This is a genomic window from Amycolatopsis sp. A133 (assembly GCF_031082405.1).
Taxonomy (GTDB): domain Bacteria; phylum Actinomycetota; class Actinomycetes; order Mycobacteriales; family Pseudonocardiaceae; genus Amycolatopsis.
The window spans coordinates 46,317-73,195 of sequence record NZ_JAVHJU010000076.1 but is presented as its reverse complement, the minus strand read 5'-3'; the positions used below and the strand labels follow the sequence as shown (position 1 = coordinate 73,195).

General features: G+C 72.1%; 27 protein-coding genes and 1 pseudogene. 12 read left to right on the top strand and 16 right to left on the bottom strand.

The genetic code is table 11. The annotated features are described in order from the left end of the window. Position 1: 1 nt before the first annotated feature. A complete protein-coding gene (locus Q5425_RS44205; protein ID WP_308678437.1) occupies positions 2–814 on the top strand; it encodes a class I SAM-dependent methyltransferase in 813 nt (270 codons plus the stop codon). On the opposite strand, the gene Q5425_RS44200 is transcribed toward Q5425_RS44205, so the two are convergent. The 9 genes from Q5425_RS44200 to Q5425_RS44160 are packed head-to-tail and all read right to left on the bottom strand — an operon-like array spanning position 753 to position 11,632. Then, on the bottom strand, positions 753–2,384 hold the full coding sequence (locus tag Q5425_RS44200) for a long-chain fatty acid--CoA ligase (RefSeq protein WP_308678436.1): 1,632 nt from the start codon (positions 2,382–2,384) through the stop codon (positions 753–755). The genes Q5425_RS44205 and Q5425_RS44200 overlap by 62 nt on opposite strands. Further along, positions 2,381–3,946, bottom strand: coding sequence for a CoA transferase (locus tag Q5425_RS44195; protein WP_308678435.1), 1,566 nt, complete (start codon positions 3,944–3,946; stop codon positions 2,381–2,383). Before Q5425_RS44195 ends, Q5425_RS44200 begins: the two co-directional genes overlap by 4 nt. Beyond that, positions 3,943–4,728: a methyltransferase gene (locus Q5425_RS44190; protein ID WP_308678434.1), complete on the bottom strand. Its 786-nt coding sequence runs from the start codon at positions 4,726–4,728 to the stop codon at positions 3,943–3,945. The genes Q5425_RS44195 and Q5425_RS44190 overlap by 4 nt, the downstream gene beginning before the upstream one ends. 9 nt (positions 4,729–4,737) lie before the next feature. Continuing rightward, on the bottom strand, positions 4,738–6,291 hold the full coding sequence (locus Q5425_RS44185; protein WP_308678730.1) for an AMP-binding protein: 1,554 nt from the start codon (positions 6,289–6,291) through the stop codon (positions 4,738–4,740). Between the two features lie 11 nt (positions 6,292–6,302). After that, complete coding sequence (locus tag Q5425_RS44180) at positions 6,303–7,664, bottom strand: NAD(P)/FAD-dependent oxidoreductase (protein ID WP_308678433.1); 1,362 nt, start codon at positions 7,662–7,664, stop codon at positions 6,303–6,305. Next, a complete protein-coding gene (locus tag Q5425_RS44175; RefSeq protein ID WP_308678432.1) occupies positions 7,661–8,626 on the bottom strand; it encodes a UbiA family prenyltransferase in 966 nt (321 codons plus the stop codon). The genes Q5425_RS44180 and Q5425_RS44175 overlap by 4 nt, the downstream gene beginning before the upstream one ends. After that, the gene (locus Q5425_RS44170; RefSeq protein ID WP_308678431.1) at positions 8,623–9,294 is read right to left on the bottom strand and encodes a class I SAM-dependent methyltransferase; all 672 of its coding nucleotides are present in this window, start codon (positions 9,292–9,294) and stop codon (positions 8,623–8,625) included. Before Q5425_RS44170 ends, Q5425_RS44175 begins: the two co-directional genes overlap by 4 nt. Continuing rightward, positions 9,291–10,430 (bottom strand): DegT/DnrJ/EryC1/StrS family aminotransferase, encoded by a 1,140-nt coding sequence (locus tag Q5425_RS44165; protein WP_308678430.1) that lies wholly within the window; start codon positions 10,428–10,430, stop codon positions 9,291–9,293. Before Q5425_RS44165 ends, Q5425_RS44170 begins: the two co-directional genes overlap by 4 nt. Then, positions 10,427–11,632, bottom strand: coding sequence for a DegT/DnrJ/EryC1/StrS family aminotransferase (locus tag Q5425_RS44160; RefSeq protein ID WP_308678429.1), 1,206 nt, complete (start codon positions 11,630–11,632; stop codon positions 10,427–10,429). Before Q5425_RS44160 ends, Q5425_RS44165 begins: the two co-directional genes overlap by 4 nt. 253 nt (positions 11,633–11,885) lie before the next feature. Between Q5425_RS44160 and Q5425_RS44155 the strand changes: the two genes are divergently transcribed. The 6 genes from Q5425_RS44155 to Q5425_RS44130 are packed head-to-tail and all read left to right on the top strand — an operon-like array spanning position 11,886 to position 17,347. Beyond that, complete coding sequence (locus Q5425_RS44155; RefSeq protein ID WP_308678428.1) at positions 11,886–12,872, top strand: oxidoreductase; 987 nt, start codon at positions 11,886–11,888, stop codon at positions 12,870–12,872. Next, positions 12,862–13,716: a sugar phosphate isomerase/epimerase family protein gene (locus Q5425_RS44150; RefSeq protein ID WP_308678427.1), complete on the top strand. Its 855-nt coding sequence runs from the start codon at positions 12,862–12,864 to the stop codon at positions 13,714–13,716. The genes Q5425_RS44155 and Q5425_RS44150 overlap by 11 nt, the downstream gene beginning before the upstream one ends. After that, positions 13,710–14,978, top strand: a complete 1,269-nt coding sequence (locus Q5425_RS44145) for a M20/M25/M40 family metallo-hydrolase (protein WP_308678426.1) — start codon at positions 13,710–13,712, stop codon at positions 14,976–14,978. The genes Q5425_RS44150 and Q5425_RS44145 overlap by 7 nt, the downstream gene beginning before the upstream one ends. Further along, a complete protein-coding gene (locus tag Q5425_RS44140) occupies positions 14,959–16,050 on the top strand; it encodes an Ldh family oxidoreductase (RefSeq protein WP_308678425.1) in 1,092 nt (363 codons plus the stop codon). The genes Q5425_RS44145 and Q5425_RS44140 overlap by 20 nt, the downstream gene beginning before the upstream one ends. Further along, positions 16,047–16,946, top strand: a complete 900-nt coding sequence (locus Q5425_RS44135; RefSeq protein WP_308678423.1) for a Gfo/Idh/MocA family oxidoreductase — start codon at positions 16,047–16,049, stop codon at positions 16,944–16,946. The genes Q5425_RS44140 and Q5425_RS44135 overlap by 4 nt, the downstream gene beginning before the upstream one ends. After that, a complete protein-coding gene (locus Q5425_RS44130) occupies positions 16,946–17,347 on the top strand; it encodes a DUF6917 domain-containing protein (protein WP_308678422.1) in 402 nt (133 codons plus the stop codon). The genes Q5425_RS44135 and Q5425_RS44130 overlap by 1 nt, the downstream gene beginning before the upstream one ends. A 64-nt stretch (positions 17,348–17,411) precedes the next feature. Here Q5425_RS44130 and Q5425_RS44125 read toward each other — a convergent pair whose 3' ends face one another. The 3 genes from Q5425_RS44125 to Q5425_RS44115 form a co-directional block, all read right to left on the bottom strand. Beyond that, positions 17,412–17,945 (bottom strand): EF-hand domain-containing protein, encoded by a 534-nt coding sequence (locus tag Q5425_RS44125; protein WP_308678421.1) that lies wholly within the window; start codon positions 17,943–17,945, stop codon positions 17,412–17,414. Between the two features lie 61 nt (positions 17,946–18,006). Further along, complete coding sequence (locus tag Q5425_RS44120) at positions 18,007–19,260, bottom strand: nucleotide sugar dehydrogenase (RefSeq protein ID WP_308678420.1); 1,254 nt, start codon at positions 19,258–19,260, stop codon at positions 18,007–18,009. Continuing rightward, positions 19,257–19,577, bottom strand: a complete 321-nt coding sequence (locus Q5425_RS44115) for a hypothetical protein (protein WP_308678419.1) — start codon at positions 19,575–19,577, stop codon at positions 19,257–19,259. Before Q5425_RS44115 ends, Q5425_RS44120 begins: the two co-directional genes overlap by 4 nt. Positions 19,578–20,008: 431 nt before the next feature. Between Q5425_RS44115 and Q5425_RS45975 the strand changes: the two are divergent. Beyond that, positions 20,009–20,392: pseudogene (locus Q5425_RS45975) on the top strand (T6SS phospholipase effector Tle1-like catalytic domain-containing protein); the annotation flags it as partial. A 244-nt stretch (positions 20,393–20,636) separates the two neighbouring features. Continuing rightward, positions 20,637–20,786 (top strand): zinc-binding dehydrogenase, encoded by a 150-nt coding sequence (locus Q5425_RS44105; RefSeq protein WP_308678729.1) that lies wholly within the window; start codon positions 20,637–20,639, stop codon positions 20,784–20,786. Between the two features lie 375 nt (positions 20,787–21,161). On the opposite strand, the gene Q5425_RS44100 is transcribed toward Q5425_RS44105, so the two are convergent. Next, entirely contained in the window at positions 21,162–21,431 is a 270-nt protein-coding gene (locus Q5425_RS44100; protein WP_308678417.1) for a hypothetical protein, read from the bottom strand. Positions 21,432–21,593: 162 nt separating this feature from the next. Between Q5425_RS44100 and Q5425_RS44095 the strand changes: the two genes are divergently transcribed. Both Q5425_RS44095 and Q5425_RS44090 read left to right on the top strand, forming a co-directional pair. Then, positions 21,594–22,589 (top strand): NADP-dependent oxidoreductase, encoded by a 996-nt coding sequence (locus tag Q5425_RS44095; RefSeq protein ID WP_308678416.1) that lies wholly within the window; start codon positions 21,594–21,596, stop codon positions 22,587–22,589. A 45-nt stretch (positions 22,590–22,634) separates the two neighbouring features. Next, positions 22,635–23,237 carry a TetR/AcrR family transcriptional regulator gene (locus Q5425_RS44090; RefSeq protein WP_308678415.1) on the top strand — a complete coding sequence of 201 codons (603 nt, stop codon included), beginning with the start codon at positions 22,635–22,637 and terminating at the stop codon, positions 23,235–23,237. Positions 23,238–23,628: 391 nt separating this feature from the next. Here Q5425_RS44090 and Q5425_RS44085 read toward each other — a convergent pair whose 3' ends face one another. Both Q5425_RS44085 and Q5425_RS44080 read right to left on the bottom strand, forming a co-directional pair. Next, positions 23,629–24,168, bottom strand: coding sequence for a transposase (locus tag Q5425_RS44085; RefSeq protein ID WP_308678728.1), 540 nt, complete (start codon positions 24,166–24,168; stop codon positions 23,629–23,631). Between the two features lie 25 nt (positions 24,169–24,193). Beyond that, positions 24,194–24,610 carry a helix-turn-helix domain-containing protein gene (locus Q5425_RS44080; RefSeq protein WP_308678414.1) on the bottom strand — a complete coding sequence of 139 codons (417 nt, stop codon included), beginning with the start codon at positions 24,608–24,610 and terminating at the stop codon, positions 24,194–24,196. A 594-nt stretch (positions 24,611–25,204) separates the two neighbouring features. Here Q5425_RS44080 and Q5425_RS44075 point away from each other — a divergent pair. Further along, positions 25,205–25,597 carry a RidA family protein gene (locus Q5425_RS44075; RefSeq protein ID WP_308678413.1) on the top strand — a complete coding sequence of 131 codons (393 nt, stop codon included), beginning with the start codon at positions 25,205–25,207 and terminating at the stop codon, positions 25,595–25,597. Positions 25,598–25,608: 11 nt separating this feature from the next. On the opposite strand, the gene Q5425_RS44070 is transcribed toward Q5425_RS44075, so the two are convergent. Further along, complete coding sequence (locus tag Q5425_RS44070; RefSeq protein WP_308678412.1) at positions 25,609–26,748, bottom strand: ROK family protein; 1,140 nt, start codon at positions 26,746–26,748, stop codon at positions 25,609–25,611. Positions 26,749–26,879: the final 131 nt, after the last annotated feature.

Sequence of the window (26,879 nt, the reverse complement as noted above, 5' to 3'; positions counted from 1 at the left end):
CGTGCCACGCTTGCGACTGGACCTGGACCCGCTCCGGGAAACCTTGCTGCTCACCCTCTACGCGAGGGCTCTGGACACGAAACTGCCCCACCCGATCCTCGGCGACACCCACTCCGCCGGCATCGCCGACGCGATCGACTACGACTTCGCCAAGCTGAAGCTCAAGCCCGGCCTCGTCTGCGGCACCGCCCTGCGCGCCAAGAAACTCGACGACGCGGTCCGGGCGTTCGTCGCCGCCCATCCGGACGCCGTCGTGCTCGACCTCGGGTGCGGGCTCGACACCCGCGTCCTCCGCTGCGACCCGCCCGCCGGCGTCGGCTGGTACGACGTCGACTTCCCCGACGTCGCCGATCTGCGGTCCCGGTTCCTCCCGGACCGCTCCCTACGCGTCGGCGCCGACCTGACCACGACGGGCTGGCTGGCCCCGCTGCCCCGCGACCGGCCGGTCATGATCGTCGCCGAGGGCCTGCTGCCGTTCCTGCCCGGCGACACGTTCCAGCGGATGACCCGGGAGCTGACCGCGCACTTCACCACCGGCGAACTGGCCCTCAACGGCTACACCCGTTTCGCTGCGTGGTCGATGAAGTACCACCCGGCGATCAAGGCCATCGGCATCACCGCCGCCCAGGGCTTCGACGACCCGCACGACCCCGAGACGTGGGACGCCGGCCTGACCATGGTCGAGGAGCAGCTGCTCACCCGAGCCCCGGAAGTCGCCGGCTTCCCCCAGCCACTGCGCGCGGCCACCCGGCTCATGAGCCACAGCACCGCCCTGTCCCGGCAAGGCACCCGCATACTCCGCTACCGGTTCTGAACATTTTCCCGGACGCTGCCGGGGTGGTGGCCAGCCGGGTGAGAGTGGTTCGGCAGACCTTCCCGGTCGGTCCCAGGGGCAGGGTGGGCAGGACGATGACGCGTTCCGGGAGCTTGACCGGTTCGAGGTCGTGGCGGGTGCGGAGGTACTCGGTCAGTTCGGCCAGGCCGGGTGATGGGTGACCGGGGTGCGGCACGATGCAGGCGCACAGCCGTTCGCCCAGGTCGTGGTCGGGGATTCCGATGCAGGTGACCTCGGCCAGGGCGGGGTGGCCGGACAGGTACGTCTCGACTTCGGCCGGGCTGATGGTGCGGCCGCCGCGGAGGACGATCTGGCCGCTGCGACCGGTCACGTGGAGTACGCCGCTCTCGTCGATGACACCTTGATCTCCGGTGCGGACCCAGCCGTCGGCGGTGCGGTAACGGGTGTTCAGTTCGGGATCGGCCACATAGGACATCGGCGTCATCGGGCCGCGGGCGCGGATTTCCCCGGACGTGCCGGGAGGGAGCGGCCTGCCGGCTTCGTCGGTGACGGTGATTGTGGCGACCGCCGGGTCGGGGCGGCCGTCGATGGCGTTGTGGCAGTTCACGCCGTCGGTCGAGCCGTAGACGCGGATCACCGGGGTGCGGAACCGGGCCCGGATCCGCTGTTCGACCGCCGGCGGCATGGGCGCGCCGCTTGACACCAGCGCACGCAACCCGCGTGGGCGTCCGGTGCGGTGACGCTCGGCCAGGCGGCTCAGCATCGTGGGCACGCCGAACACGTGGGTCGGTTCGTGCTCGTCGATCGCGCGCAGCGCAGCGTCGGGGTCGAACCGCCGCTGCACGATGAGCGTCCCGCCGAGCGCGGCCACGGTGACCGGGATCCCGCACGAGCCGAACGACGACGACAGCGGCACCAGCACCAGGTTCCGCATCGGGGTGTCGTCTTCGTGGAGGGCACGCACGTAGGTTGCGCGCCCGCCCAGGAACGCGTCGTGCGAGTAGGCCACCATCTTCGGTTCGGTCTCCGAGCCGGAGGACACGAGGATGCGTGCCGGGTCACCCGGTGCGGCCACGGGCGCGGGGCGAGCGGCCGCCCGGGTGGCGAGCTGCTCGGGGGCGATCGTCGCCTGCAGGTGGGGGAGGGTCCGGGTCGGCAGGTCGTCGGCCTGCTGGTCGATGAGGAGGCCGGTCGCCCTGGCGCGGTGCAGGAGGCTCAGCGCGTCCCGGCTGCCCCGCCCGGCCGGGAACGGCATGGACACCGCGCCGACGGCGGCCACGGCCAGTTCGGCGGCGACCGCGTGCCTGCTGTTGACCATCCGGATGCCGATGACGTCGCGGGGTCCCAGCCCGGCGGCACGCAGCCCGGCCGCGGTGGCGGACACGGCGCGGTCGAGTTCGGCGTAGGTGACCGGACCGGCGTCGTCGATCACCGCCTGCCGGTCCGGGTGCGCGTCCACGTGTTCGGTGAACGACCGGTGGATGTCCTTGCCGGGACACAGTCCGCGCGTCACCCACGCACGCCGCAGCTGCTCGGGCACGAGGTCCGGGATCACGACCCCGGCCCTCGACGTCCACACGGCGCTCACCGGAACTCCCACGGTGATCGGTGCAGCGCGGCGGTGAAGCGGGGGTCGGCGCGGAGCGCTGCGAGGTCCGTCGTCACGGCCACCGCGGGCACGTCGTGCTCCCGGAGGCGGGTCAGCACCTCCTCGGTCGACCACCGGCCGGTGTCCTCGGGAAAGGCGCCGGACACGGCGACGTAGCCGTCCGCGGTCCGCAATGGACGGTGGAACTCCCGGCGCACCCGCGGAACCGTGCTCGCCGCGGACAGCAGGGACGTGTCGGCGCGGCAGCCGGCGCCGGTGCGTTCCCGGCGGTTGAGCCCGGCGAGGACACCGACCGCGCACACCAGTCCGCCGAGCACGTCGGTGATCGTCATCAGCGACGGTGCGGGTGGCTCGCCGGGCGGGCGCAGCGCGGCGGCGAGCCCGCTGTGCGCCTGAACCACGTAGTCCGTGCCGAGCGGCGGGTGCGGCCCCAGGTGCGGGCCCCAGCCGGACGCCGCCGCGTACACCAGCCCGGGACGCACCGCCGCGAGGTCGGGCGCGTCCAGGCCCCACGCCGCGGCCCGGCCCGGCGCCCAGTTGTGCAGGAACACGTCTGCGTCGGCGACCAGTTCCTTCGCCGCTGCCCGCCCCGCCGGTTCGGTGAGGTCCAGGTCCACCACGTCCTTCCCGGCGTTCAAGGCCGCGAAACGCGCGGACACCCCGCCGGCCAGGGGCGGCACGCCGCGCGCCGGGTCGCCGCCCGGCGGCTCGATCCGCAGCACGTCCGCGCCGAGCAGCGTGAGCACGTGCCCCGCCAGCGGCCCCTGGACCCGGCGCGCCGACTCGACCACCCGCACTCCTCGCAGCGGCGCGTCGACGTCGGGGTCGGCCGCCGAAGCACCGGGCCCACCCGGCAACGGGCTGAAGGCCCATACCGGGACCACCGGCGTTTCACCGATGGGCACGACGCTCACCCCGGACGCGGTACCGGCGCGGTCGATCACCGTGAACGGGTGCACTGAGAGCACGTCGTGCAGGGCGGCGGGCAGGGGACAGACCGCGGTCGCGAACCGGTGCACGAACGGCGCCCATCCCTGCCGCAGTGCCGGTTCCCAGGCACCCATCGCCCGCCAGAACCGTTGCCAGTCCTCGGCGCGCAGCGTCTCGATCTCGAACCGGACGCCGTCGGCCGACACGAACGGCGGTGGCACGCCGACCGCGGCAGGTGTCTCGGGTGGCCCGCACGCCAGATACTGGCCGACCGACAACAACGCGGCTTGGGCGACGGACGTACGTACGGCAGGCAGCTGCACGCCGCGGCCTCGCGCGAACTCCGCGGCGAGCACCCCGGCCGTGGCGAGCACCCCGGCCACCGCCGTCGCGTAGTCGACAGCCAAGGGCTCGGGGGTGCCTCGCGCGCGGCCGTGGACGTGCATGATCCCGCACGCCGCCTGCACGAGCACCTCGTCGGTGAGCGGCAGGTCGACCGGACCGGCCCAGCCGACGGTGGGTTCGACGCCGGTGTCACCCGCGCCGAGGGCGGCGAGGTGGTCACGGGCGAGCCGGACCGCCGGGTGGGTGGAAGGCAGGGTCACGGTCATGCCGGACGCTGCCCGCGCACGGTGTAGAACAGGCAGGAACAGGCGCGGAAGTCCTCGTGCGCCATCACGTCCCGCACGCGGGCGAGGTCGTCGTCGGAGAACCCGGCCGCGACGAATTCGTCCCGCAGGTGCCGGGTGTGGTGCACGAGCAGCTGCAGGCCGGGCGAGTCGCGGTCCCACAGCGACACGTGCGGCCGCGCCTCGACCCGTTCCAGCCCGGCGGCGATCATGGCCGCACCCACCGAACGTCCCCAGGTGCCGAGCGCCCCCGCGGTCCGCATCAGCTCGGCCTTGGCGTCGAGGAACCGTTCGTACCGCCCGGTGTCCGGGCCGGCCAGCGCCGGCCCGTAGGCGATGTCGAACTCGTCGAGCTGCAGCCAGCCGCCCGGCTTGACCGCCCGCACCAGCTTGTCGAGCACCGCGAGGCGTTCGGGCAGGTGGAGCAGGACCAGCCGGGCGTGGACCAGGTCGAACCGCCGCTCCGGCAGCGGATCGTGGACGACGTCGTGCCGTTCCACGGTGAGGCCGGGGGCCGCGTGGATGTGGCGGGGGTTGATGTCGGTCGCGAGGACCCCGCCGGCGGGGGCGACCCGGCCGGCGAGCCAGTGCGCGATGCTGCCGCCGCCCGCGCCGACTTCGAGGCACTGCCACCCCGGTCCCACACCGGTCGCCGCGAGCGATCCGATGGTGGCCGGGTCGTAGGCCGCGGCCAGGCAGCGGTGCTGCTCGTCGCTGTGGGTGTTGTTGTTGTCGAAGACGTAGCGCCGGCCGGCGAGGGTCATCGTGCTCCTTCAGGTCCAGCGGCCGGAACCCGCGGGTGCGGCGTTCCCGGTGAGCGCGGCGAGCAGGGCGGTGCGGCGGACTTTCCCGGTGCCGGTGCGGGGCACGTCCTCCCGCGCCAGGACCACGGGCCCGGCCATGGGCGGCAGGTCCGCGACCGCCGCGGCCCAGGCCGCGGGGTCCAGCGCGCCGTCGGCGACCACCACCGGCAGGGGCGGGGCGCCCGCCCGGCCGAGCACGACGCACTCGGCCACAGTGTCGAGGCGGTCCTCGATCGCGTCCTCCGCCGCGAGGCAGCTCATCCCCGGCACAGTGTCGACTTCGCGGTCCAGCAGCCGCACGGATCCGGTCCGGCTCAGCACCCCGAGATCGCCGGTGTTCCACCACGCGTCCGCGCATTTGCCCGCGAACCGCTCGTCCTCGCCGACGTAGCCGAGGCAGCGTGCCGGGGTGCGGACCTGCACGACGCCCGGCCGGCCCCGGGGCACCGGAACCAGCGTGGCCGGGTCGACGACCCGCAGCCGCGTCCGCAGCGGGATGGGGTGTCCGGCGTTGCGCCAGGATGCCGACTTCCGGGCCAGGAAGCGGAACGTGATCGGCCCGGTTTCGCTTTGCCCCCATCCCTGCATCCACAGCGGGCGCCGGCGAGCCGAGGCGGCGAGGTAGCTCCGCACGGTCGGCGGGTGCACGGCGTCGTAGGTGCTCACGAACAGCCGGACGTCCCGGAAGGCGTTGTCCAGCCGGGTGGTCAGCGGCTGGAGCCGCACGTAGCTCGCGGGCAGTCCTTCGAGGACCGTCGGCGGGTGCGCGCGCAGCACGGGGTCGGCCCGGTCGGGATCGGCGTCGGTCAGCACCACGATCTTCCGCGGGGCGAGGCAGAACACGCTCGCCGTCCAGCAGAACGTCCGGCCGTGGGCGTACGCGCTGACGGTCGTCACGGTGTCGCTGTGCCGCACGCCGACCACCGGCACCCGGCGGGCCTCCAGCCGGGCCAGCGCCCCGATGATGGTGCGGGTGGAATGGGCCACCAGCTTGGGCAAACCGGTCGTGCCGGAGGTGTGCATGATCACCAGCGGGTCGTCCGCGCGGGGCCGGACCGGGGGAGGCGGGGCGGCGTCGCGGAATTCGCCGACGTGGGCCGCGCCCGGGTGCTCGCGGTCGACGGTGACCGTCACCCGGCAGGCGGCGGTCAGGTCGGTTGCGGCCGCGTGCCCCCCGTCCAGCACGTCCGCGGTCGTGATCAGGACCGCGGGGGAGAGCCGGCCGAGGAGGACGGCGAGCGACTCGGGCGGCAGCGTTCCGGACAGCTTCGCCGGCACGGCGCCGATCCGCACCGCCGCGCAGGCGAGCAGGTCGTAGTCCCAGTGGTTGTCCTTGACGATCGCGACGCGGTCGCCGGGCCGCGCACCGGCCGCGGCGAGCCAGCCCGCCGCGGTCCGCACGAGCCGCGCGAGCGCGGGCACGTCGTGGGTCGTGCCGGAGTCCGGGGCGATGTCGAAGGGGCGGTCCAGGTGCACGACCGTCGGCACCCCCCGGTCGGCGCACTCGTCGAGCAGCACGCCCATGTCGTAGGGCTTCACACCCGCTCCTCGGCGCGAACCGGCGTCCGGAGGCGGGCCAGCACCCGGGACGCGGTGCGCGCTGCCGAGCGCACCGCACCCTCGCTGCTGGGCCGCAGGAATTCCCAGTCGCCCGCGTAGTCCACCGGGTACCGGCCGTCCCGGGCGGCGAATCCGGCTCGGAGCCGCAATGCGTCCGGGGTGGCCTCCGGCAGCCCGTGGCGGAACCGGTGGGGGAACGTCGCCGTGACCGCGTCCGCCAGCCCGGGCACGTACCGCGCCGCGGGCTCGACGAGAGCGGCGGCGACGGTGTCGTCCGGGGCGTCCAGCAGCCCCGGGATCGCCGACGGGTGGGTCATCAGCGTGAGCAGGCCACGGCCCGCCGGGGCGCGGCCGGGGTGTTTGACGTGGTCGGCGATGATGCCGGCGAGCACCGGTTCCTCGGCGGCGGGAGTCAGCAGCGTGTAGAGCCGCTTGCGGGCGGGGAGCCGCAACGGGCGGTCGAGCAGGCAGCTGACCTTCAGCGTCGGGGTGAACGTGCACGCGTCGACGAATCGCCGTACGGGTTCGCGCTCGTCTGTGTGCAGCCGTGCGGCGACCGGTGCCGGGACGCACAGCAGGGCGGCTCTGGCGGTGACCGGGCCGCGGTCGGTGGTGAGCACGGCGATCCCGGTGCCGGCGGCGACGTGCGTGACGGTGGTGCCGGTGCTCACGTCGAGGCGCCCGGCGAGCACGCGGGCGAGGGTGTCCATGCCGTCGCGGTAGGTGCGCCACGTCGAGGGCGGCCCGACGTCGAGCATGAGGCCGACGAACGGTGCGGCGGCCGAGCGTTCCGGCCGCCAGCCGAAGAAGCTGCCGGCCACCGGCTGGAACAGGTAGTCGTGCAGGTCGGGATGGTACCGGCGGGCGAGAGCGGCGACGGTGGTGGCGCCCAGCGGGCTCTCCTCGGGCACGTCGGGGTCGAACCGTCGCCGGTGCCGGGCCGCCCAGGCCAGGAACCGGGCCAGGTCGACCCGGGCTCGTGGCCCGAGCCCGGCACCGCCGAGGAGGCCGCGGGGGTCGGAGACCCCGCTGTGCGCCGCGCCGTTGCGCCACATCGCGATGGGCCCGCCGATCCTCGGCAAGTCCGTCTCGGACAGTCCGCTTCGGCGCAGCAGTTCCCACGTCGCGCGGTACCCGCTCGACGGGATCTGTTCCGCGCCCTCGTCCATCGTGTACCCGGCGTGGCGGTGGCTCGCCATGCGGCCACCGACCCGGGCTCGCGTCTCGAAGACCCGCACCGCGAGGCCCGCCCGGACCAGTTCGTGCGCTGCCGTCAGGCCGGCGATCCCGGCACCCACCACCGCGACATCGACGTCGGGTTCCTGCCTGCCGCTCATTTTGTGACCGCCGGCAGCAGGTTCGCGGCCACGAGCAGCCCGGCGCCCACCCGGTGGGCGGTGAACCCGATCGCCCGGGCGCGCAGGATGTCGCCGCGTGGCCCGAACCCCACGCCGAACTGGCGGGCCCGCAGGACGGTGACGGGGAACATCAGCAGGACGAACCACCACGGGGCCACGCCGGTCGCCGACGCGACCGCCCCGAGCAGGAACTCCGCCACCGACAGGGCGGCGACGAACCGCCGGTTGCCGCGGGGAGTCGTCAGCGCGGCCACCGTCGGCCGGCCGACCGAGCGGTCGCCCGCGATGTCGTTGGTGTTGGAGTACACGCCGAACAGCAGCGGCCCGAGCCCGAACAGCAGCGCCTGCACGAGCACAAAACCGTCGAAGCGGCCGGTGATCAGGCCGTAGGGGGCGAGCACCATGACCCAGCCGAGGGCGGCGATGTACGCCTCCTGGAAGCCGTGGTAGCTGATCTTCAGACCGTAGGAATACTGGATTCCGAAGACGAAGTTGGCCACGATCAGCCAGATCGTCCATTGTGGAGTGTGCGGTGCGGTCGCCACCGTGACGGCGAAGACGGCGGCGCCGGCCAGGGCCGTGAGCCACCCGAACCGCACGACCTCGCGTTCGGTCAGCGCTCCGGTCACCAGGGGCTTGCGCCGGGCGCGGCGCAGGGTCGGATTGGCTTGGTAGTTGGCGGTGTCGCTGCCGTCGCGGTAGCCGGTGAGGTCGTCGAACGCGACCAGCGAGGCGGTCATGAGGACGGCGCCGAGCCCGAACAGGCCGAGCGTTCCCAGCACCGCGGGATCGAAGGCGCCGATCGGCAGCACGACGGCGGACAGCACGAGCGGCAGGCTGAGGTAGTAGTCGAACACGTCGAGTTTCGCCAGCCGCGCGTAACTGACGAGCTTGGATTCGCCGGCGGTGGACGGTACCGCCCGGACGGTGCTGCCGGTCATCGGGCGGCCTGCCCACCGAGCGCGATGAGCGCGGCGAAGGAGTGGTCGCCGCCGTAGTCGATCACCTGTTCGTCGACGACCTCGGCGCCCGGCAGGAGCCGGACGTAGTCCTCGAGCGTGCGCAGCCGCGACCACCTGCTCACCGGGACGCTCGCGTGCTCGTACTCGATGAGCGTGAGGTAGCGGGTGGACGCCGCGATCACCCGGCAGGACTCGGCGAGCCGGCGCTCGTCCAGCACGTGCATGAGCACCCACACGCACACCGCGGCGTCGTACCGTTCCCGCGGCGGGGACATCCGGTCCGCCCGCACGCATTCGAACTCCACGGCGGGCAGGTGGGCGCAGGTGGCCCGGGCCTGGTCCACCATCGCCGGCGTCATGTCGATCGCGTGCACCCGTTCGGCGTGCGCCGCGATGGTCGGGGTGAGCCGTCCGATTCCGCAGCCGATCTCCAGGGCACGCCGCGGCCGCCGGCCGAGGCGGTCCGCGACGAGCGCGAGCTGTCCGGAGACGACGGCACGGGTCCGCTCGGTCACGCCGGCGTTCAGGCTGTCCGGCTGGGACGCCCGCATGACCCGGCGCAGGCCGTCGCGCCGCGCGCGCTCCCGCCACTCCCCGGAGATTTCGTCCTCGGTGACGGTCTCGATGCCGCCTGCCGTCGTGTTCACGGTCGGGGATCCTTCCGGTCGGCGAACCGGCACACCGCGGCGGCGATGTGCTCGACCTGCGCGTCGCTCAGGTGGGGATAGACGGGGAGGGCGAGGATGGTTTCGCTGGCCGCCACCGCGTTCGGCCACGCCGCCCCGGGTGGGGCGTAGCGAGCGAACGCGGGCTGAGCGGGCAGCGGGGCCGGGTAGTACACGTGGGTGCCGATCCCGTGTGCGGCGAGGTGCGCGGCCAGTTCGTCCCGGCGGCGGGCCCGCAGGCAGTAGACGTAGTAGCAGCGTCCGTCCCGGCCGGGCGGTGGCGGTGTGATGCCCCGGTCGGCCAGGGGAGCGAACTGTTCGGTGTAGTACGCGGCGATGTCGGCGCGGCGCGCGAGCCGGGCGGCGAGGCCGGGGAGGCGCCGCAGCTGGAACGCGGCCTGCACTTCGTCGAACCGGCTGTTGTACCCGATGCGGTGGTGGAAGAAGCGCCGGTTGCCGTCCTGCCCGTGGTTGCGCAGCATGCGCACGGCCGCGGCGAGCTCCGGGTTCTTGGTGATCACGACGCCGCCTTCGCCCGGCATCCCGAACGACTTCACCTGGACGAACGAGAAGACGCCCGCGTCACCCCACGTGCCCGCGGGCCGGCCGCGCAGGGTGGCGCCCTGGGCGACCGCGGAGTCCTCGACGAGACGCAGTCCGTGGCGCTCGGCGATGTCCTCGAACGCGGGCATGCCGGCCATGACCGAGAACTGGTGGGCGGGCATGATCGCCCGGGTGCGCGGGGTGATCGCCGCCTCGGCGAGTCCGGGGTCCAGCGTCATGGTGTCCGCCTGCACGTCGGCGAACACGGGGGTGGCGCCCGCGGTGACGACGGTCGCGGCGATCGGGGCGCAGCCGAACGCGGGCACCACGACCTCGTCGCCGGGGCCGATGCCGAGCGCGGCGAACACGAGCGACAGGGCGGACGTGCCGCTTCCGCAGGCCACCACGTCGGCGCCGGCGACCGTGTCGCGCAGCGCGTGCTCGAAGCGTGCCGTGTGGTCGCCGAGGATGAACCGCTGGGCGGGTGCGGTGCCGAGGTCGCGGACGATTCCGATCAGGGTGTCGCGATCGGCCTCGAACAGGTCCGGCGGGAAGAACGGCAGCGTCGCGGTCACGACGGGGTTCCCGTGTAGTGGCGCCGGATCTCCGCGCACACCGAGTCGACCTCGGCGACCGTGAGGTCCGGGTAGAGCGGCAGCGCGATCGTGTGGCGGCAGGCGTCCTCCGCGTGGGGGAACTCGCCCGGCCGGTGGCCGAGGCCGGCGAAGCACGGCTGCAGGTGCAGCGGGACGGGGTAGTAGACCTCGGTGCCGATGCCCGCGGCGGTCAAGGCGTCCGCGAGGCGGTCGCGGTCCTCGACCTCGACCACGTAGACGTAGCAGACGTCGCGGTCGTCCCCGCCGTCCGCGAGCGGACCGGGCACCCGGCGCACGCCGGGAAGGCCGGACAGCCGCTCGGTGTAGGCGGCGGCGAGCTCGGCCCGCCGGGCGATGTCGTATTCCAAAGCGGACAGTTTGGCGATGAGCACGGCGGCCTGGATGTCGTCCATCTTGCTGTTCACCCCGGCCAGCACGCTGCCGGTCTTGATGGCGGGGAAGTCGCCGAGGGTCGCGCCGGGGCGTCCGTGGTGGCGCAGCGCGGCGACGTTCGCGGCGACCTGCGGATCGTCGGTGAGCACCGCGCCCGCGTCGCCGAGGGCGCCGAGTGTCTTGCTGGGGAAGAACGACAGCACGCCGCCGGCACCGTGCAGCCCGGCGTGCTTGCCTTGTCGCCGCATGCCGATCGCCTCCGCGCTGTCCTCGAGCAACGTGAGCCCGTGCCGGTCGGCGAGGGTGGTGAACGCGGCGACGTCGGCCATCCGGTCGAAGAGGTGCACTGGCATGACCGCGCGCGTGCGGGGCGTGATCGCCCGCGCCGCCGCTTCCGGGCACATCTGGTAGGTCACCGGATCGATGTCGGTGAACTGGGGCCGTCCGCCCGCGTGGACGACCGCGGTCGCGGTCGCCACGAACGTGAACGCGGGGACGAGCACCCCTTCGCCGTCGCCCAACCCGCACGCGCGCAGCAGCAGGGTCAGCGCGTCGGTCCCGCTGTTGACGCCGACGACGTGGGCCGCTCCGGTGTACTCGGCCAAGAGGTTTTCCAAGCGGGCGACCTGCCCGCCGTGGGAGAACTTCCCGCTGTCGGCGACTTCGTGCAGCCGCGCTTCGATTTCCGGCCACAGCCGCCGGAAGCCGGCCGCCTGGCTGAAGAACGGGATCGGCGCGAACTCGGCGGCAGGCTGGTTTCCCCTGTGAGGAAGGGAGGTTACGGACATGGCTCCTCGTCTGTCGCGGATGGACGCCCTTCGAACGTAGCCCGCTTCGAGCGAGTGCGGCGAGCACCTCGACCGGAATCATCCGGTCGAGGTGCGGGCGTAACTCAATGGACCAACGCCCGACGACACAGCGCGAAGACGCACGCCCGGTTCGGCGGTCCGAGCTGTCGCAGCCGGTCGGCCGGGACGCTACTGTCGGCGGTGATCTCGTTGCCACGGAGAACAAAAACCACGTCAGGACGAAGGGACGGCGATGCCGCACACGGTGGTCGTGGGACTCGGGCGGTCGGGTGCGGGCCTGCACGTGCCGGTGCTGAAGCGCTTGCGCGCGAAGTTTCCGGAGCTGATCGGAACTCAGCCGATCGTGGGGTTCGATCTCCGTACCGGAATGGCTCTGCGTGACGGTGGCGTGGATGTTGTCGCGGGCTCGCTCGACCGGCTCCGTGCGCTCGTCCCGCCCGACGACACCGTCGTGCACGTGTGCACTCCGCCCGCGACGCGGGTCGACGTGCTCACATGCCTTGCGGTGCAGGGGTTTCGCCGGTTGGTGGTCGAGAAGCCGGTCGCCGGGGACCTCGCCGCGCTCGCGGCGATCGAGCGGCTGCGGGCCGGTCACGGCCTCGATGTCGTCGTGGTGACGCACTGGCTCGCCGCCGCCCTCACCCGGCGGCTCGCCGCGCTGGCGCGGTCGGGAGAGCACGGCCCGCTCGCGTCGATCACCGTGTGCCAGGACAAGCCGAGGTTCGCCCGGGCGGGCGACCCGGCGCACGCCGATGCGTTCGACGTGGAGATCCCGCACGCGCTGGCGGTCGCGCTCACCCTCGCGGGACCGGCCGGGCTGGTCGGCGCCGGGTGGACCGATCCGCAGGCCGGTCCGCTGGGCGGCGCCTGGATCTCGGTGCGGCACCGCGGCGGCCCGCGCACGACGATCCGCTCCGACCTCACCTCACCGGTGCGCCGCCGCGAGATCACCCTGCGCCTGCGGGACACGACCGTGGTGGGCCACTACCCGGTGTCCGCCGACGACCACCACGCCCAGCTGCGGGTCGGCGCCGGTCCCCGTGAGGTGTTCGAAGACGAAGCGCTCGGCGCCTTCCTGCTCGCCGCCTACCGGTACTTCACGGGCGCGGCGACCGCGCCGCCCGGCGAGTTCGCCGTGCACGCGGCCGTGGTGCGGTTGCTGGCCGCCGCACGTGACGCAGCCCGGTCGCCCGAGGAGGTGCCCGCCCATGCCGGCTGAGCTCTGGCCGCCCGGCGGCCTGGCCGGGATCGGTGACGAGGCGGCCCCGGACCTCGACGGCCAGCTCGCCGCCGTGCGCACCCTCGGCTGGGACGCGGTGGAACTGCGCACCGTCGACGGGCTCGCGCTCGCCGACCTCGACCGCGCCCGACGCGACCGGCTGGTCCGCGCGGTGCACGCGGCGGGGCTGCGGGTGGTGTGCCTCGACTCCCGGATCGGCAGCTGGGCGGGCACGATCACCGACCCGCTGGACCGGGACACCGAAGAGCTCGCGGCGCTCGCCGCGCTGGGCGCCGAACTGGGCACCGGCTTCGTGCGGATCATGTCCTACCCGAACGCGGGGCTGCCGGGCGCCGGATGGCGGCGGGCGGTCGTCGACCGGATCCGCGTGCTCGCCGACCGCGCGGCGGCGGCCGGGATCACCCTGCTGCACGAAAACTGCGCGGGCTGGGCGGCGGCGAGTGCTGAGCGCACGCTCGACCTGCTCGACGCCGTCGGCAGCCCGGCGCTGCGGCTGCTGTTCGACGTCGGCAACGGCGTCGCCCACGGTTACGACGCGCCGTCGCTGCTGGCCGAGCTGGTCCCGTTCGTGGCCCACGTCCACGTCAAGGACGCGGTCGGCGGCGGGGCCGGCACGACCTACACGCTGCCGGGCGACGGCAAGGCCGGAGTGGCCGAATGCCTGCGGCTGCTCCGCGCGGGCGGCTACTCCGGCGCGCTGTCGATCGAGCCCCACCTCGCCACCCGCCCGCACGAGGGCTGGTGGGCGGACGTGACCGGCACGGCGTCGTTCATCGCCGCCGGGCGCCGGCTGGCGGAGCTGGTCGAGGACACGCCGTGCTGAGCCCCGCCGACCACGACCTGCTCCTCGAGCTGCTGCGCACCCCCACGGTCAGCCCGCTCGAGGCGGCCGGCGAGAACACCGACCTGCCGTCGGCGCAGCGGATCTTCGCCGCCGCGGCCACCGAGGCGGGGTTCACCACCGTCCACGACGCCGCACCGGATCCGGCCGTCCTCGAACGCGACGACGTGCCCTCGATCGTGCGCGAGCACGCCGGCGAGCCGGGGTTCCTCGCCGCGCAGCCGAGCCTGGTGCTGCGCCACGGCCCCGCCGGCGCGCCGGCCGTCATGTTCAACGTGCACCTCGACACCGTCGCCGGCGCCGAGCCCACCGGGTTCGACGGCGTCCGGTTCACCGGCCGCGGCGCCATCGACGCCAAAGGCCCCGCGGTGGCGATGCTCGCCGGGGTGCGGGCCGCGCGGCGCGTGCTCGGCGACCGGGTCGCGGTGCTGGTGCAGGCGGTCGCGGGGGAGGAAGGCGGCGCCATGGGCGTCTACGGCACCCGGCCGCTCGTCGAGGCCGGGTACGTGGGGCGGCTCAACGTGTTCTGCGAACCCACCGGCTTGCGCTACCTGACCAGGTCGACCGCGGCGATGACGGCGTGCGTGGCCGTCGAGGGCACCGGCAGCATCGACGACGAGCCCGGCGCCGGGCACAACGCGACGGTGCTGCTCGGCTTCCTCGCCCAGCACCTCGCCACGGCCCTCGACGGCGTGGAACCGGGTGGCCGGGTGTGCGTCGCGGGCCTGCACACCGGCACGGCCCACAACCGCGTGTACGGCACCGGCCGCCTGCTGCTCAACCTGTCCTACCCCTCGCTCGCCGCGGGCCGGCGGCTCGAGGAACGGGTGACCGGCGCAGTGCGCGATGGGCTCACCGAGTTCCGCAACCGCTTCCACGCGACCAGGGAACTGCACCGCACCGCCGAGGACGCCGAGGAGATCGTGTCCCTGAGGTGGCACAAGCGGGGCCTGCCCGCACTGGACTGCCGCGACCGGTGGGCCACCGGGCTGCTCGACGCCGCGGGCGTCGCGGCCTGGCCTCCGGCCGAACCCGGCTTCACCTGCGACGCCATCTGGATGCACGACGTGCCCGGTACGGCCACCGTCGTCCTCGGGCCGGGTGATCTCGCGGGCAACAACGCCCACGCCGCGGGCGAGTTCGCCGAACTGTCCCAGCTCGACGCCTTCGCCGACACGATCACCCGCGTGCTCACCGAGTTCGCGGCGCGCCACGAGGAGGACCATGTCCCTGACGCTCCCTGACACCGGTATCCGCGTGCCGTACGCGGATCTGCTGGCGTTCACCACACGCGTGTTCCACGATCGTGGTGTGCCCGCCGCCCGGGCGGAGACCGCCGCGACCGCCCTGCTGCACGGCGACCTGCACGGGCTCGGTTCCCACGGACTCGCGAACCTGCGCCCGCTGTACCTGCCGCTGTTCGACACCGGCCGGTGCGACCCCGCGGCCGAACCGGAAGTGGTCCGCGACACCGGTCCCGCCGCCGTGGTCGACGCCGGAACCGCGCTCGGCCTGTGGGCGGCCACCGAAGCCGTGGAGCTCGCGGCGGACAAGGCGCGGGAGCACGGCGTCGGGCTCGTGTCGGTCCGGGGCGGCACGCACTTCGGCTGCGCCGGGCACCACGCGGCCGTCGCCGCCGCGCGCGGCATGATCGGGGTGGTCGCGAGCAACTGCGGCGGTCAGCGGATCGCGCGGCCGCCGGGGGGAGCGGTGGCGATGCTGGGCACCAACCCGTTGAGCGTCGCGGCGCCGGCGCTGCCGGACCGGCCGTTCGTCCTCGACATGAGCACGACCGTCGTGCCGACCGGCCGCATCCGGGCCGCCGCGCGGGCCGGCGAGGCGATCCCGGGCGGCTGGCTCGCCGACGAGCAGGGCCGGCCGGTCACCGACCCGGCGGCGTTCGACCGCGGCGAGGCCCACCTGCGGTGGCTCGGCGGCGACCCGGAGACCGGCGCCTACAAGGGTTTCGGGCTCGCGCTCGCGGTGGAGCTGCTCGCCGCGGCGCTGTCCGGCGCCGCGCTCGGGCCCGCGCCCGCCGCGCTGGAGGGCGACGGCGGACCGCACGGCACGGACGACGACATCGGCTACCTGGTGCTCGCCATCGCCCCGGAAACCCTGCGGCCCGGCGGTGGGTTCGCCGCCATCACCGGCACGGTGTTCGGCACGCTGCTGGACTGCCCGCCCGCGGCCGGCGCCGACGTGGTCCGCTACCCGGGGTGGCTGGAGGCCGAGCGGGCCGCCGCCCACCGGAGGTCCGGCGTCCCGCTCGCCCGCGACGTCCACGAAGACCTGGTCGCGACGGGACTGCCGCGGTGATCCGGATCGGTCTCGTCGGCCTCGGCGTGATCGGGGCGTTCTACCGCGCCGCGATCACGGCCCGGCCGGACCTGTGCCTCGCGGCGGTGTGCGATCTACGACCTGAACTGATCGAGGGGGACGAGTCCGCCCGCTACACCGACCACGGCCGGATGCTCGCCGAAGCCGGCTTGGACGCGGTGGTGGTCACGGTGCCCAATGATGCGCACGCCGCCGTGTGCCGGGACGCGCTCGCCGCCGGCGTCGCGGTGTGCGTCGAGAAGCCGCTGGCCACCTCGCTGTCCGACGCCGTCGCCCTCGATCGGCTGGCACGTGCGGCCGGCCGGCCGTTGTTCACCGCGTTCCACCGGCGGTACAACGACAACCTGCGTGCTCTGCGGTCCACGGTGGAGTACCCGATCCGGGACGTGACCGTGCGCTACCTCGAACGGATCGAGGACCACGTCGGGGTGGACGCCTGGTACCTCGACCCGGTGCGGTGCGGCGGCGGCTGCGTGGCCGACAACGGGCCGAACGCCTTCGACCTCGTCCGGTCGTTCCTCGGCGACGTCGCCGTCACCGGCGTCGAGATCGCGCGAACCGGCGGAGTGGACCGGCAGGCCGTGGTCGCCCTGCGGGCGTCCGGCGGCGCGACCGCGCGGGTGGAGCTCGACTGGTCGTTCCCCGGCGAGGTCAAGGACGTCCGGATCGAGTCGGCGGACGGCACCGTCCGGTACGCGGACCTGCTCGCCGGCCACCCCGGGTTCAAGCAGTCGCTGGACCACGAATACCGCGGTGTGGTCGCGGAGTTCGCCGATCTCGTCCGGACCGGCGGGAGCGCCCCGGGCGACGGTGTCGCGGCGCTCGAGCTCGTGGAGTCCTGCTACCGCGAGGAAAGCCGGGTGACTCGCGCGTGATGAGCGAAAACGGCGCCAAGCGGGCCGTCCGGGGTGCGCTGGTGAAGGTCCTGCTGCACCGGCGCGACGAGCGCGGAATGACTCTCGAACCGCACGCGAGCCGGTGCGTGCGCGAAGGGGAGGTGCACGAACTGGTGACCACCGACCACACCGAGACGGCGCCGGGCGCGCGGATCGACCGGGTGGGGTTCCTCGGGTTCGCCGAACTGCACAACGCGGGCGTGATCGACCGCGGCGACGAAGTCTGGATCGGCGGCCGGCTGATCGGGACCGTGCACGGGTTCGACGCCTGCCACTTCCCGAACCACTACAACATCCTCATCGCCGCTCCGGCGCCGGTTTCGGGCGGTGATCTCACGCTGGCCCCCGAGCTGCCGGTCACGTTCAGGCCGGTGGGCTGAGCGATCCCGACGCGCAAAAGCGGGGCGGCCCGAGGACGGGCCGCCCCGTTCAGCTCGTCGTCGCTCAGCCCAGCAGCGGCACGTCCAGCTTGCCGTAGTGGAAGTTCCGCACCGCGGCCAGCAGTTCGTCGACGGTCAGCTCACCGCTGTTGTCGGTGTCGATCTGCCGGAAGGCGTCCTGCGCGGTGGATTCGTCGACCCCGACGCCGCCGAGGTACGCGATGAACTCCTCCCGGTTGATCATGCCGTCGTCGTTGCGGTCGCACAGCCCGACGATCGCCTGCATGACCGGCCGCAGGACCCGGTTGAAGCTCGCTTCCCCCTCGGAGAACATGAGCTTCTCGTTGATCCGGATGAACTGCTCCTCGCTGACCGAGCCGTTCGACGGGACGCCCGCCTCCCGGGCGTGGAAGTCGAACAGGTTGCGGAAGGCGTCCCGCAGCGCGGTGGCCTCCTTGGACTTGGGCTGGGCGCCGAACGCGCCCGCGACCCGTTCCGCCTCGCGTTCGAAGTCGGTGCGTTCCAGCGTGCCGCTGCCGTCGACGTCCCACTTGGCGAATCGCCGGCGGAGCCGGTCGGTGGTGATTGCGGTCGTCATACCGGTAGAATCCTTTCGTCGGATGGAAACAACAGCCCGGCCCGGTGTGGACCGGGAAGAATCACAAATGCCGGACGCGGCTGCCGGAAGCTTTTCCCCTGGTGTCCAGGAGCAGCCGCGACGCGTTCGCGAGCAGAACCAGGTCGTAATCGCGGTGGTCCTGCAGCAGAATGGTCAGGTCGGCGGCCGCCGCGGCGGTGCGCAGATCGGTTTCCCGGCGCAGCGGGCGGTCGCCCACGTCGAGGCCGGCTGCGTGCGGGTCGTGGTAGGCGACGTCCGCCCCGCGCGCGAGCAGCTGCGCCGCGATCGGCCGGGCGGGGGACTCGCGCACGTCCGGCACGTCCGCCTTGTAGGTCACCCCCAGGAGCAACACGGAGGCGCCCCGCAGGTCGCCGAGCAACGTCTCGGCCCGGTCCACCACACGTGCGGGTGAGCTTTCGTTCACCCGGGCGGCCGCCTCCACCAGCGTGAACGTGAACCCCTCCTGGGCGGCCCGAGTGGTCAGGTACACCGGGTCGACGGGGATGCAGTGCCCGCCCACGCCGGGGCCCGGGCTGAACGACGCGAACCCGAACGGCTTCGTGCCCGCGCAGTGCACCACGTCCCACACGTCGATGCCGGTCGTGTCGCAGTACCGGGCGAACTCGTTGACCAGCGCGATGTTCACGAACCGGTAGGTGTTCTCCAGCAGTTTGGCCAGCTCGGCCTCCCGCGTCCCCCTGGCCACGACCACCGCGTCGACGAACCGGCTGTAGAACGTGGCGCAGTACTTCGCGCACAGGGGTGTGTGGCCACCGATGACCTTGGGTGTGTCGGCGAGGCCGAATCGCGTGTTGCCCGGGTCGATCCGCTCCGGCGCGAACGCCAGGTAGAAGTCTTCGCCCGCCCGCAGCCCGCTGCGCTGCTCGAGGATCGGCAGCACGACCTCCTCGGTCGTGCCGGGGAAGCTCGTCGACTCGAGCACGACCAGCGTGCCCGGCCGCAACCGGTCGCCGACGGTCGCGGACGCCGCGCGCAGCGGCTCGAGATCCGGGACACGATCGCCGGTCAGGCCGGTCGGCACGCAGATCACGACCACGTCCGCCGCGCCGAGCTGCGCCGGGTCCGTGCTCGTGGTGAACCCGGAGCCGAGCATGGCGCCGACGTCGGCGTCGGATACTCCCGCGACCGGTGACCGGCCGGCGGCCAGAGTCGCGACCACGGTGTCGTCGACGTCGAAACCCGTGGTGCGCAGCCCCGACCGGCAGGCCGATTCGGCGAGGGGCAGACCGGCGTGGCCCAGCCCGACCACGACCAGATCGGCGCCGGGCCTCACGCGCCGACCGAGAACGAGCCGGTGCCCGGCGCGACGTGCGTGCCGTACCCCGGTTGCACCGAGGCGCCCGGCGTCGTGCACAAGGGATCGCCGTAGGTGTTGACCACCTCGTCGGTTTCGTTGATGAGCACGTGCGCGGCGGCGGGCAGCTTCTGGCAGCCTTCCGGGGCTTCCCACGTGTCGAGTTCCTGCAATTCCGTGGAAAACACCACGACTCGTCCGGTCGCCGTGACGGACTCGGCGGAAGCCGTCGATCCCGCGAAGACCGGCACGGTGCAGAGTACGACTACGGCAGCCCAGGCCAGCACTTTCCTCATCATTACCTCCACGGATTTCGCGAGTTCCCCGACCGAATTTAGCAACGCAGCAGAGGTGCGTCAGGAGGTTCAAGAACACTGGCCCGTAAAGGGTGGGGCGGCTGCGCCGAAAGATTTGGACACGACCACTCAGCGTCGTTTCGGGGCCTGTTCCGCGCACGAATCGGGTACTGAATGTGCTCGTATCGATGCACAGGGTAGTCGTAGGGTGACGAGCCGAGCCCTCGGATGCTGGGCCGACGGTAGCGCTCGGTCGGCGTTCCAGCCCCGTGGCTCGGGGAGCTGACGTGGTAGGTGAGTGACCGAGCTCGGGTTCATCCGTATGTTGTAACTCCGTAACAGAATTCCGGGCAGCCTGACTTCCTCACTGCAGCGAGGCCCCGGGTGGTGGCCCCAGCGTCGCTGCTTGCAACACGTGGCGGTGGACGGATGTGGTCGCGGTGAGCAAGAACGTGGTCCTGTGCCTCGACGGTACGGGCCACCAGGTCAAGGCGCGGTCGAGTACCAACGTGGTGCGCCTGTCCGAGCTGCTCGACCTTTCCGATCCGGCTGCTCAGGTCGCGTACTACGATCCCGGCGTCGGAACGTTCAGTGCTCAGGGGGCGTGGACGGGCGTCGGCCGGGCCGTATCGAAGCTCATCGGGCTGGCATTCGGTGTCGGCGTCCGGGAAAACCTCGCCGAGGCCTACGAGTTTCTGATGCACCACTGGGAACCTGGCGATCGGGTCTTCATCTTCGGGTTCAGCCGGGGCGCGTTTGCTGCCCGGGCGCTCGCCGGTCTGATCCATCGAGCCGGAGTGTTTCGCAGCGGCGGCGAAAACCTCGTGCAGTACCTGGTGGCCGACTACACCGGCCACCGCGGTAACTGGGGGGACGATGACTGGAAACAGATCGACAGGGTGTCCGCCGCTTTCGCGCACGTGGACGGGCTCGGCGGCCAGAACGCCGAGCGGTCCCTGACGGTGCTGCGCCCGGGCGGCCGGCTGATCACCCTGCCCGGCCCCGACGACGTCCCCGGCCACGTGCGGGCGGTGTGGATGCTGGGTCGAGCCCGACCACCTGGGTCTGCGCGAGATCGCCGCACTGGCCGAGCGGGGCGCGCTCACGCCCGTGGTCGAGACCGTCGTCCCGCTGGCCGAGGCCGCGAAGGCGCACGAGATCGGCGAGCAGGGCCGCACCACCGGGAAGATCGTCCTGAGCGTCGCCTGACGCCGGCCGCCCCGGCCGGGTCGGCTGCGGGCAGGTGGAGCGGGACCGGAGCCCCGGGACCGACCGGTCCCGCGGCTCCGGGCGCGGCCGAACGGGACGGGGCGGACCTGCGGGCACAGCCGGACGGGACGGAACTGCGGCTCGGGGCTTCGGAGGGGCGGGGCTGCGGCTCGTCGGGGTGCTTCGGTGACGGCCGGGGCGGCTCGCACGGGGGCGGAGGCAGGGCTGCGGCTCGCGCCGGAGGGGTGTCTTCGGTGGTGGCCGGGGCCTGCTGCTGCCGGCGGGTGCTCGCGGCCGGTATGTGGCACCGGGGAGGGCGCGTTGCGGGCCCAGGACACCCTCGGTGCCGAGGACGGCGGCGTCGTCGGCCGCCCGTCAGCGGCGCCCGCCCGCCGGACCGCCTCGGACCGCCTCGACCCGCGATGCGGCCACGCCGCTCCCCCGCTCCTCCACCGCGGCCCGCCCCGCCTGCCGGTAGCCCGCCGGAACCGAAGTTATGGACAGGGTTTGCGGCTGTCCGTTGTCCGCACTGCCGGACTGGATGTTCATGCCGAGTTGCGCGGCGCGGATCGCGGCGACGTACCAGCTCGAGCCGGCACCGAGGACGATGACGTCGGTGGCCCGCTCGCGGCGCCCGATCGGCATGTGAGCCGTGTCCCATGGGACCTCCCTGGGCAGTAATCCTGAGTAGACTCATAGTTGAGTGCAATCGGATTAATGGAGTGAGGCTAGGCCCCATGTCACGCCGAATTGGCTGATCTGGCTTCATGCCCGGATAAATAGGATGAAGACAAGGAGTGGCGCTTCATGCGAGCGTTCGTCGTCACCAAGCACAAGGAGCCGCTGCAGGAGGCGGACGTCCCCGAGCCCACCGTGGGGGAGCACGACGTGCTTGTGCGGGTGGAGGCCGCCGGGCTGAATCAGCTGGATGAGAAGATCCGCGCCGGTGAGTTGAAGCAGATCCTGCCCTACAAGCTGCCGCTGATCCTGGGCAACGATGTCGCGGGCACTGTCATCAGCGTCGGGACGGCGGTTCGCGGCTTCAAGCCCGGAGACGAGGTCTACGGTCGGCCCGACCAGGACCGCATCGGCACCTTCGCCGAACGCATCGCCGTCGCGGAGGGCGACCTGGCGCTCAAGCCCGCCTCGATCAGCATGAATGAGGCCGGCTCGCTGCCGCTGGTGGCGCTCACGGCGTGGCAGGCGCTGGTGGAGCGCGGGAAGGTGCGGCCCGGGCAGAAGGTCCTCATCCACGCCGGCGCCGGCGGGGTCGGTTCGATCGCGATCCAGCTCGCCGCGCACCTCGGTGCGCACGTCGCCACGACCGCCAGCGCTTCCAACGCGGACTTCGTGCGCGCGCTCGGCGCGGACACGGTGATCGATTACCGCACCCAGGACTTCGAGCAGCTCCTGACCGGCTACGACCTGGTGCTGGACAGCCTCGGTGGGGAGACTCTCGAGAAGTCCCTGCGGGTGCTCAAGCCCGGCGGCAAAGCCATCGAGATCGCCGGTCCCCCGGAGCCCACTTTCGCGCGCGAGGCCGGCCTCAACCCGCTGCTGCGCCTGGGGGTCGCCGCCCTGAGCCGCAAGATCCGCAAGCAGGCGAAGAAGCTCGGCGTGACGTATGAGTTCATGCTCATGCGCGCCAGCGGCGACCAGCTCCGCCAGATCACCACTCTCATCGACCAGGGCGTGGTGCGTCCGGTCGTGGGAAAGGTGGCCGGCTTCGACCAGACCCCGCAGGCGCTGCAGTCCCTGTCCCAGGGTGGCATCCGCGGCAAGGCCGTCATCGGCCACAGCTGACCCGCCGCAACCGCGACGGGCGACACAGAACGCACGAGGACACCCATGTCTGCCGCCTCCCAGCCGGTCGGCCGGCGCGAGCGGAACAAGCAGGAAAAACTCGACCGCATCGTCGCTGCCGCCAGTGAGCTGTTCGCCGAACACGGCGTCGATGAGGTCACGACCCAGCAGATCGCCGACAAGGCCGACATCGGCACCGGGACCCTGTTCCTTTATGCCAAGACCAAGGGCGAACTGCTCCTCCTTGTCCAGAACGCCAAGTACGTCGAAGCACTTGAGCAGGGCCGGGCGGACGCCGAGACCGTCCCCGGCGTGCTGGACGCGGTGCTGGCGATCATCCGGCCGATCGTCGAGTGCAACCGCATCCAGATCGACAACGGACGCACCTACCTGCGAGAGATGGTCTTCGGCGACCCCGAGGAGCCCCGGCACGGCGCGGCACTGGCCATCGTCGCGCAGACCGAGGAGGCCATCGCCGCCGTGCTGCGCCGAGACGAACGGGTCGCAGAGGGCGACGCCGCGACGCTGGCACACATCGTGTCCGCCGTGATGTTCCTCAGCATGGCGGCGGGCGTGAACATCGCCTTGAGCGTCGAGGAGATCGTGCAGGACATCCGCAGGCAGGTCGACGTCCTGCTGCCTCGCTGAAGCGCGGCCAGCCTCAGGCCCAGGCGACCATCCGGGTAGCCCTCGGCTGCGGCATGGCCCGAATCCCCGAATGGCAGGTCATCCGGCCGTTGCTGCCCATACCGGCATGACTGGACGGGTGGGGCCGGCCGGCCGGAGGGGCTGCCCCTCGGGCACCCCCAGATCATCCAACCCCTCACCGAGATCGGCCAACAGGGAGCTGAACTCCCGTGCTCGCCAACCGGTGATCGACATGACGCTGGACGAAAGTCCGTGGACAGCTCAACAGCGCATAACAGAAGTCGGACGGTTACCGCGCCCTGGCCGGCCGGTGGGCCGACGGCCGTGTCGCCCTACGGAGCCGCAACGGCAGCGATCTAGTGCTGTGACCGCGTAGGTTCGCCGGGTTGGATCAGGCTGCGGTTGTGAGGGGGCGTCCGCCCCATCGGGTGCCTTTCTCGCTGCGGATGCGGGCGCGTTCCTTGCGTTCGGGGGCCAGGACGTCGCAGTGGCGGGCATTGGCGTTGCGCCAGCGGAGGTAGGAGTGCAGGGTCCTGGTCTGGACGGTGTGGTTGGGGTGGTGGGAGTTGGCGATGGTGAACTGCCGCAGTGGTCCGAAGTGCGCCTCGATCGGGTCCGCCCAGGAGGCGTAGGTCGGGGTGAAGCACAGCTCGACCTTGTGCTTCTTTGCCCAGTGGCGGATGTCGGCGCCCTTGTGGGCGGACAGGTTGTCCAGGATCACGTAGATCGGTGCGCCGTCGGGCCGGGCGGCGCGGATCGATTTCAGCGCGGCCAGCGTGTTCCCGGCACCCTTCTTGCGGCGGTTCACGCCCCGCAGACGGTCGTCGCCCACCGAGCAGCAGCCATGGAAGTACCGGACGCCGTGGGTGCGATGGTAGGTGGCCGGCGGCTGGTCGGGCCGGGTCTGTTCGGCCCAGCAGCTGCCGCCGATGGGCCGGATCCCGGGTGGGCCGAACTCATCGAAGGCGAATACCCGGTCCGGGAAGCGGTCCAGACGTGCTCGATACGGTCCGGCTTCGTCTCCCGTTCGGGGTCCGGGACCCCTTCCAGGTCTTGGTGCGCTGGAAGGTGACGCCGCGGCGGGCGAGCAGGCACCGTAACGCCTCACGGCCGATGCGAATCACCCGGCCGTGGACTTTGCGCAGGTAGGCGACGAGCTTGCGCAGTGACCAGCGAGTGAAAGGCCGGCCGAGCTTGACCGGGCGGGTGGTGGCCGTCTGGACGACGAAGTCCTCTTCGTCAGACTTGAGTTGGCGGGGCCGGCCTCCCGCCCACCGAGGGTCCAGGCAGGCCAGGCCCTTCTCGTTGAACGCGTGGATCACATCCCGGACGGTGTCCTCGTCGGCCTGCACCAGCTGTGCGATCACCGGCACCCGTTTTCCTCCAGCGGAGGCCAGCAGCATTATCGCCCGCCGGTAGCACACCGAACTCGTGCTGCCCCGGCACTCGGATGTCACCGCACATGCAACCGCCACGACCGCCGACCCGGCGAACCTATGCGGTCACAGCACTAGACAAATTGGCGAGCATCCGAACATGTCACGTAGCTGCCGTGGCTCGGGTGCTGAGCAGGGGAGTCCGGCGGCCGCGCAGCCGTGACTACGCCACCCCGATCAGATGACCGAAGACGAACATGCTCGCGGTCGCGTTAGGCGCTTCTGCCGCAGCAGGGGCCGAAACGGTACTGGAATACGAACAACGGGAAGTGGTGTGGCGACGCCCTTGATCCAGGCTCGTCGCCTGAGCTCCCTCATTACGCGCTATCTTGTGTACCTGGTTGCCGCAGTGCCTGCCGGAGTTGGCGATACCGGTGCTCACGCACGGCAGGAGTTCGACGATCGTGCGGCTCGACGGCGGGGGCGCCTCGTTCGCCAGGACCGAATCTGGACGGCCGGTCCGTGACACGCTGTCGGTCGCTGATATGTCGGACTTGTGGTCCGGTCGACACCGCGCGAACAGGAGTTGATGTGATCGCCATCCGCAACCCGCAGGGCCGTCCCGTCCCCGGGAGCTACCATCACGGCGTTGAGGTGTCGGGAGCCGTTCGCACGCTCTACATCGCCGGTCAAATCGGGATGGACCAGGACGGCTCGGTCCCGGAGGGTGTCGAGGCGCAGACGCGGTTGGTTTTCGCCAACATGAAAGCCGTCTTGGATGAGGCGGGAATGGCTTTCTCCGACGTGGTGAAGACGACTGTGTTCCTGGTGCGTCCGGAGGATCGGGTTGCCTTCTCGGCTGTCCGTTCGGAAGTCACCGGTGGGGCGAAGAACGCCTCCACGCTGGTCTACGTCGCGGGGTTGGCCCTGCCTGAGCTGCTGGTCGAAGTCGAAGCGGTTGCGGTGAGTGCCGCCACCCCGTAGTGGATGCAGCTTCAGTCGTTCAGGAAACGCTCGACGGGGAGGGTGGCGGCGCCGCGTACTGCTGCGTCCGGTCCGAGGCGGCACAGGTCGATCGACGTGGCGGCGAAGCAGCGCTTCAGCGAGTGAAGGCAGGCAGCGTCGCGGATGGCGTCGAGATTGCGTTCGCCGAGGAGTAAGCCGGCCCAGCCGCCGAGGATGAGGCGGGAGGGGTTGAGGAGGTTGATCAATCCGCCGATGGCGGCGCCGAGATGGCGGCAGGTTTCCGCTAGTATCCCGGTTCCCTGGTCGTCGTACACCACAGTGGCGAGGGCAGCTTCCTGGTCGGCGTCGTTTGCGACGATCCCGCCCGCTTCGCGGAAGCGATCGAGGATCGCTCCGGCTCCGACGTAGGCCTCGAGGCAGCCTTTGCTGCCACATCGGCAGCTACGTCCGCCGGCGACGAGCACGGTGTGTCCGAGTTCGCCCGCCCCGGCCGAGGCGCCGTGGACGTCGGAGATGATGCCGGCTCCCACGCTGGAGCCGAGCAAGGCGACCACCACGCTGGGCCTTTCCCGGTTCCCGAACCCCAGCTCGGCTCGTCCGACGGCGTTGGCGCGATTGTCGATATGCAGCGCCAGGTCGGTGCCGCCGCGCAGGAGCCTCTCGAGGGGGACCATTTCCCAGCCGAAGGTCTGCGAGTTGACCGTGACCTCGGGGGTCTGCCGTACCGCGCCGGGCACTCCCAGCCCCACTCCGAGAATGGTGTCGCGGGGAACGGCACTCTCGGCGAGCACGCTGGTCAAGCCCGCGAGAATCCGCGAGACGACCGCTTCCGGGCCGTGCCGGCGGGGATCGAGGGGATGGTCGGCCCGGGCGAGCTCGGTCATGGACAGATCGAACAAGCCGACCCGGAGCCTCGCTTCGTCGACGTCCACACCGACCACGTGGCCGTAACCGGGAGCGATCCGCAGCAGCCTTTGGGGTCGGCCGCCGTTGGAATCCAGCGAACCGGCCTCGATCACGACGCCTTCACCGACCAGCTCGCGCACCACTTTGCCGACCGATGCCGCGCTGAGCCCGGTGGCCGTTGCCAGCGTGTGCCGGCTGGCCGGAGCACTGAAGTACAGCGAGCGGAGCAGCAGCGAACGATTGCCTCGGCCGAGGGTGCCCACTGTGCTTGGTTGGCGCTGCGTCATAGCTTGTGTTCTCCCGGTGACACTTCTCCCCGGCGTGAACGGACGGGGTCCATGGCCTTGACTCTTCTTGGCCACACGAGTTAAATCAAGGCGCGAATTAAGCTGTG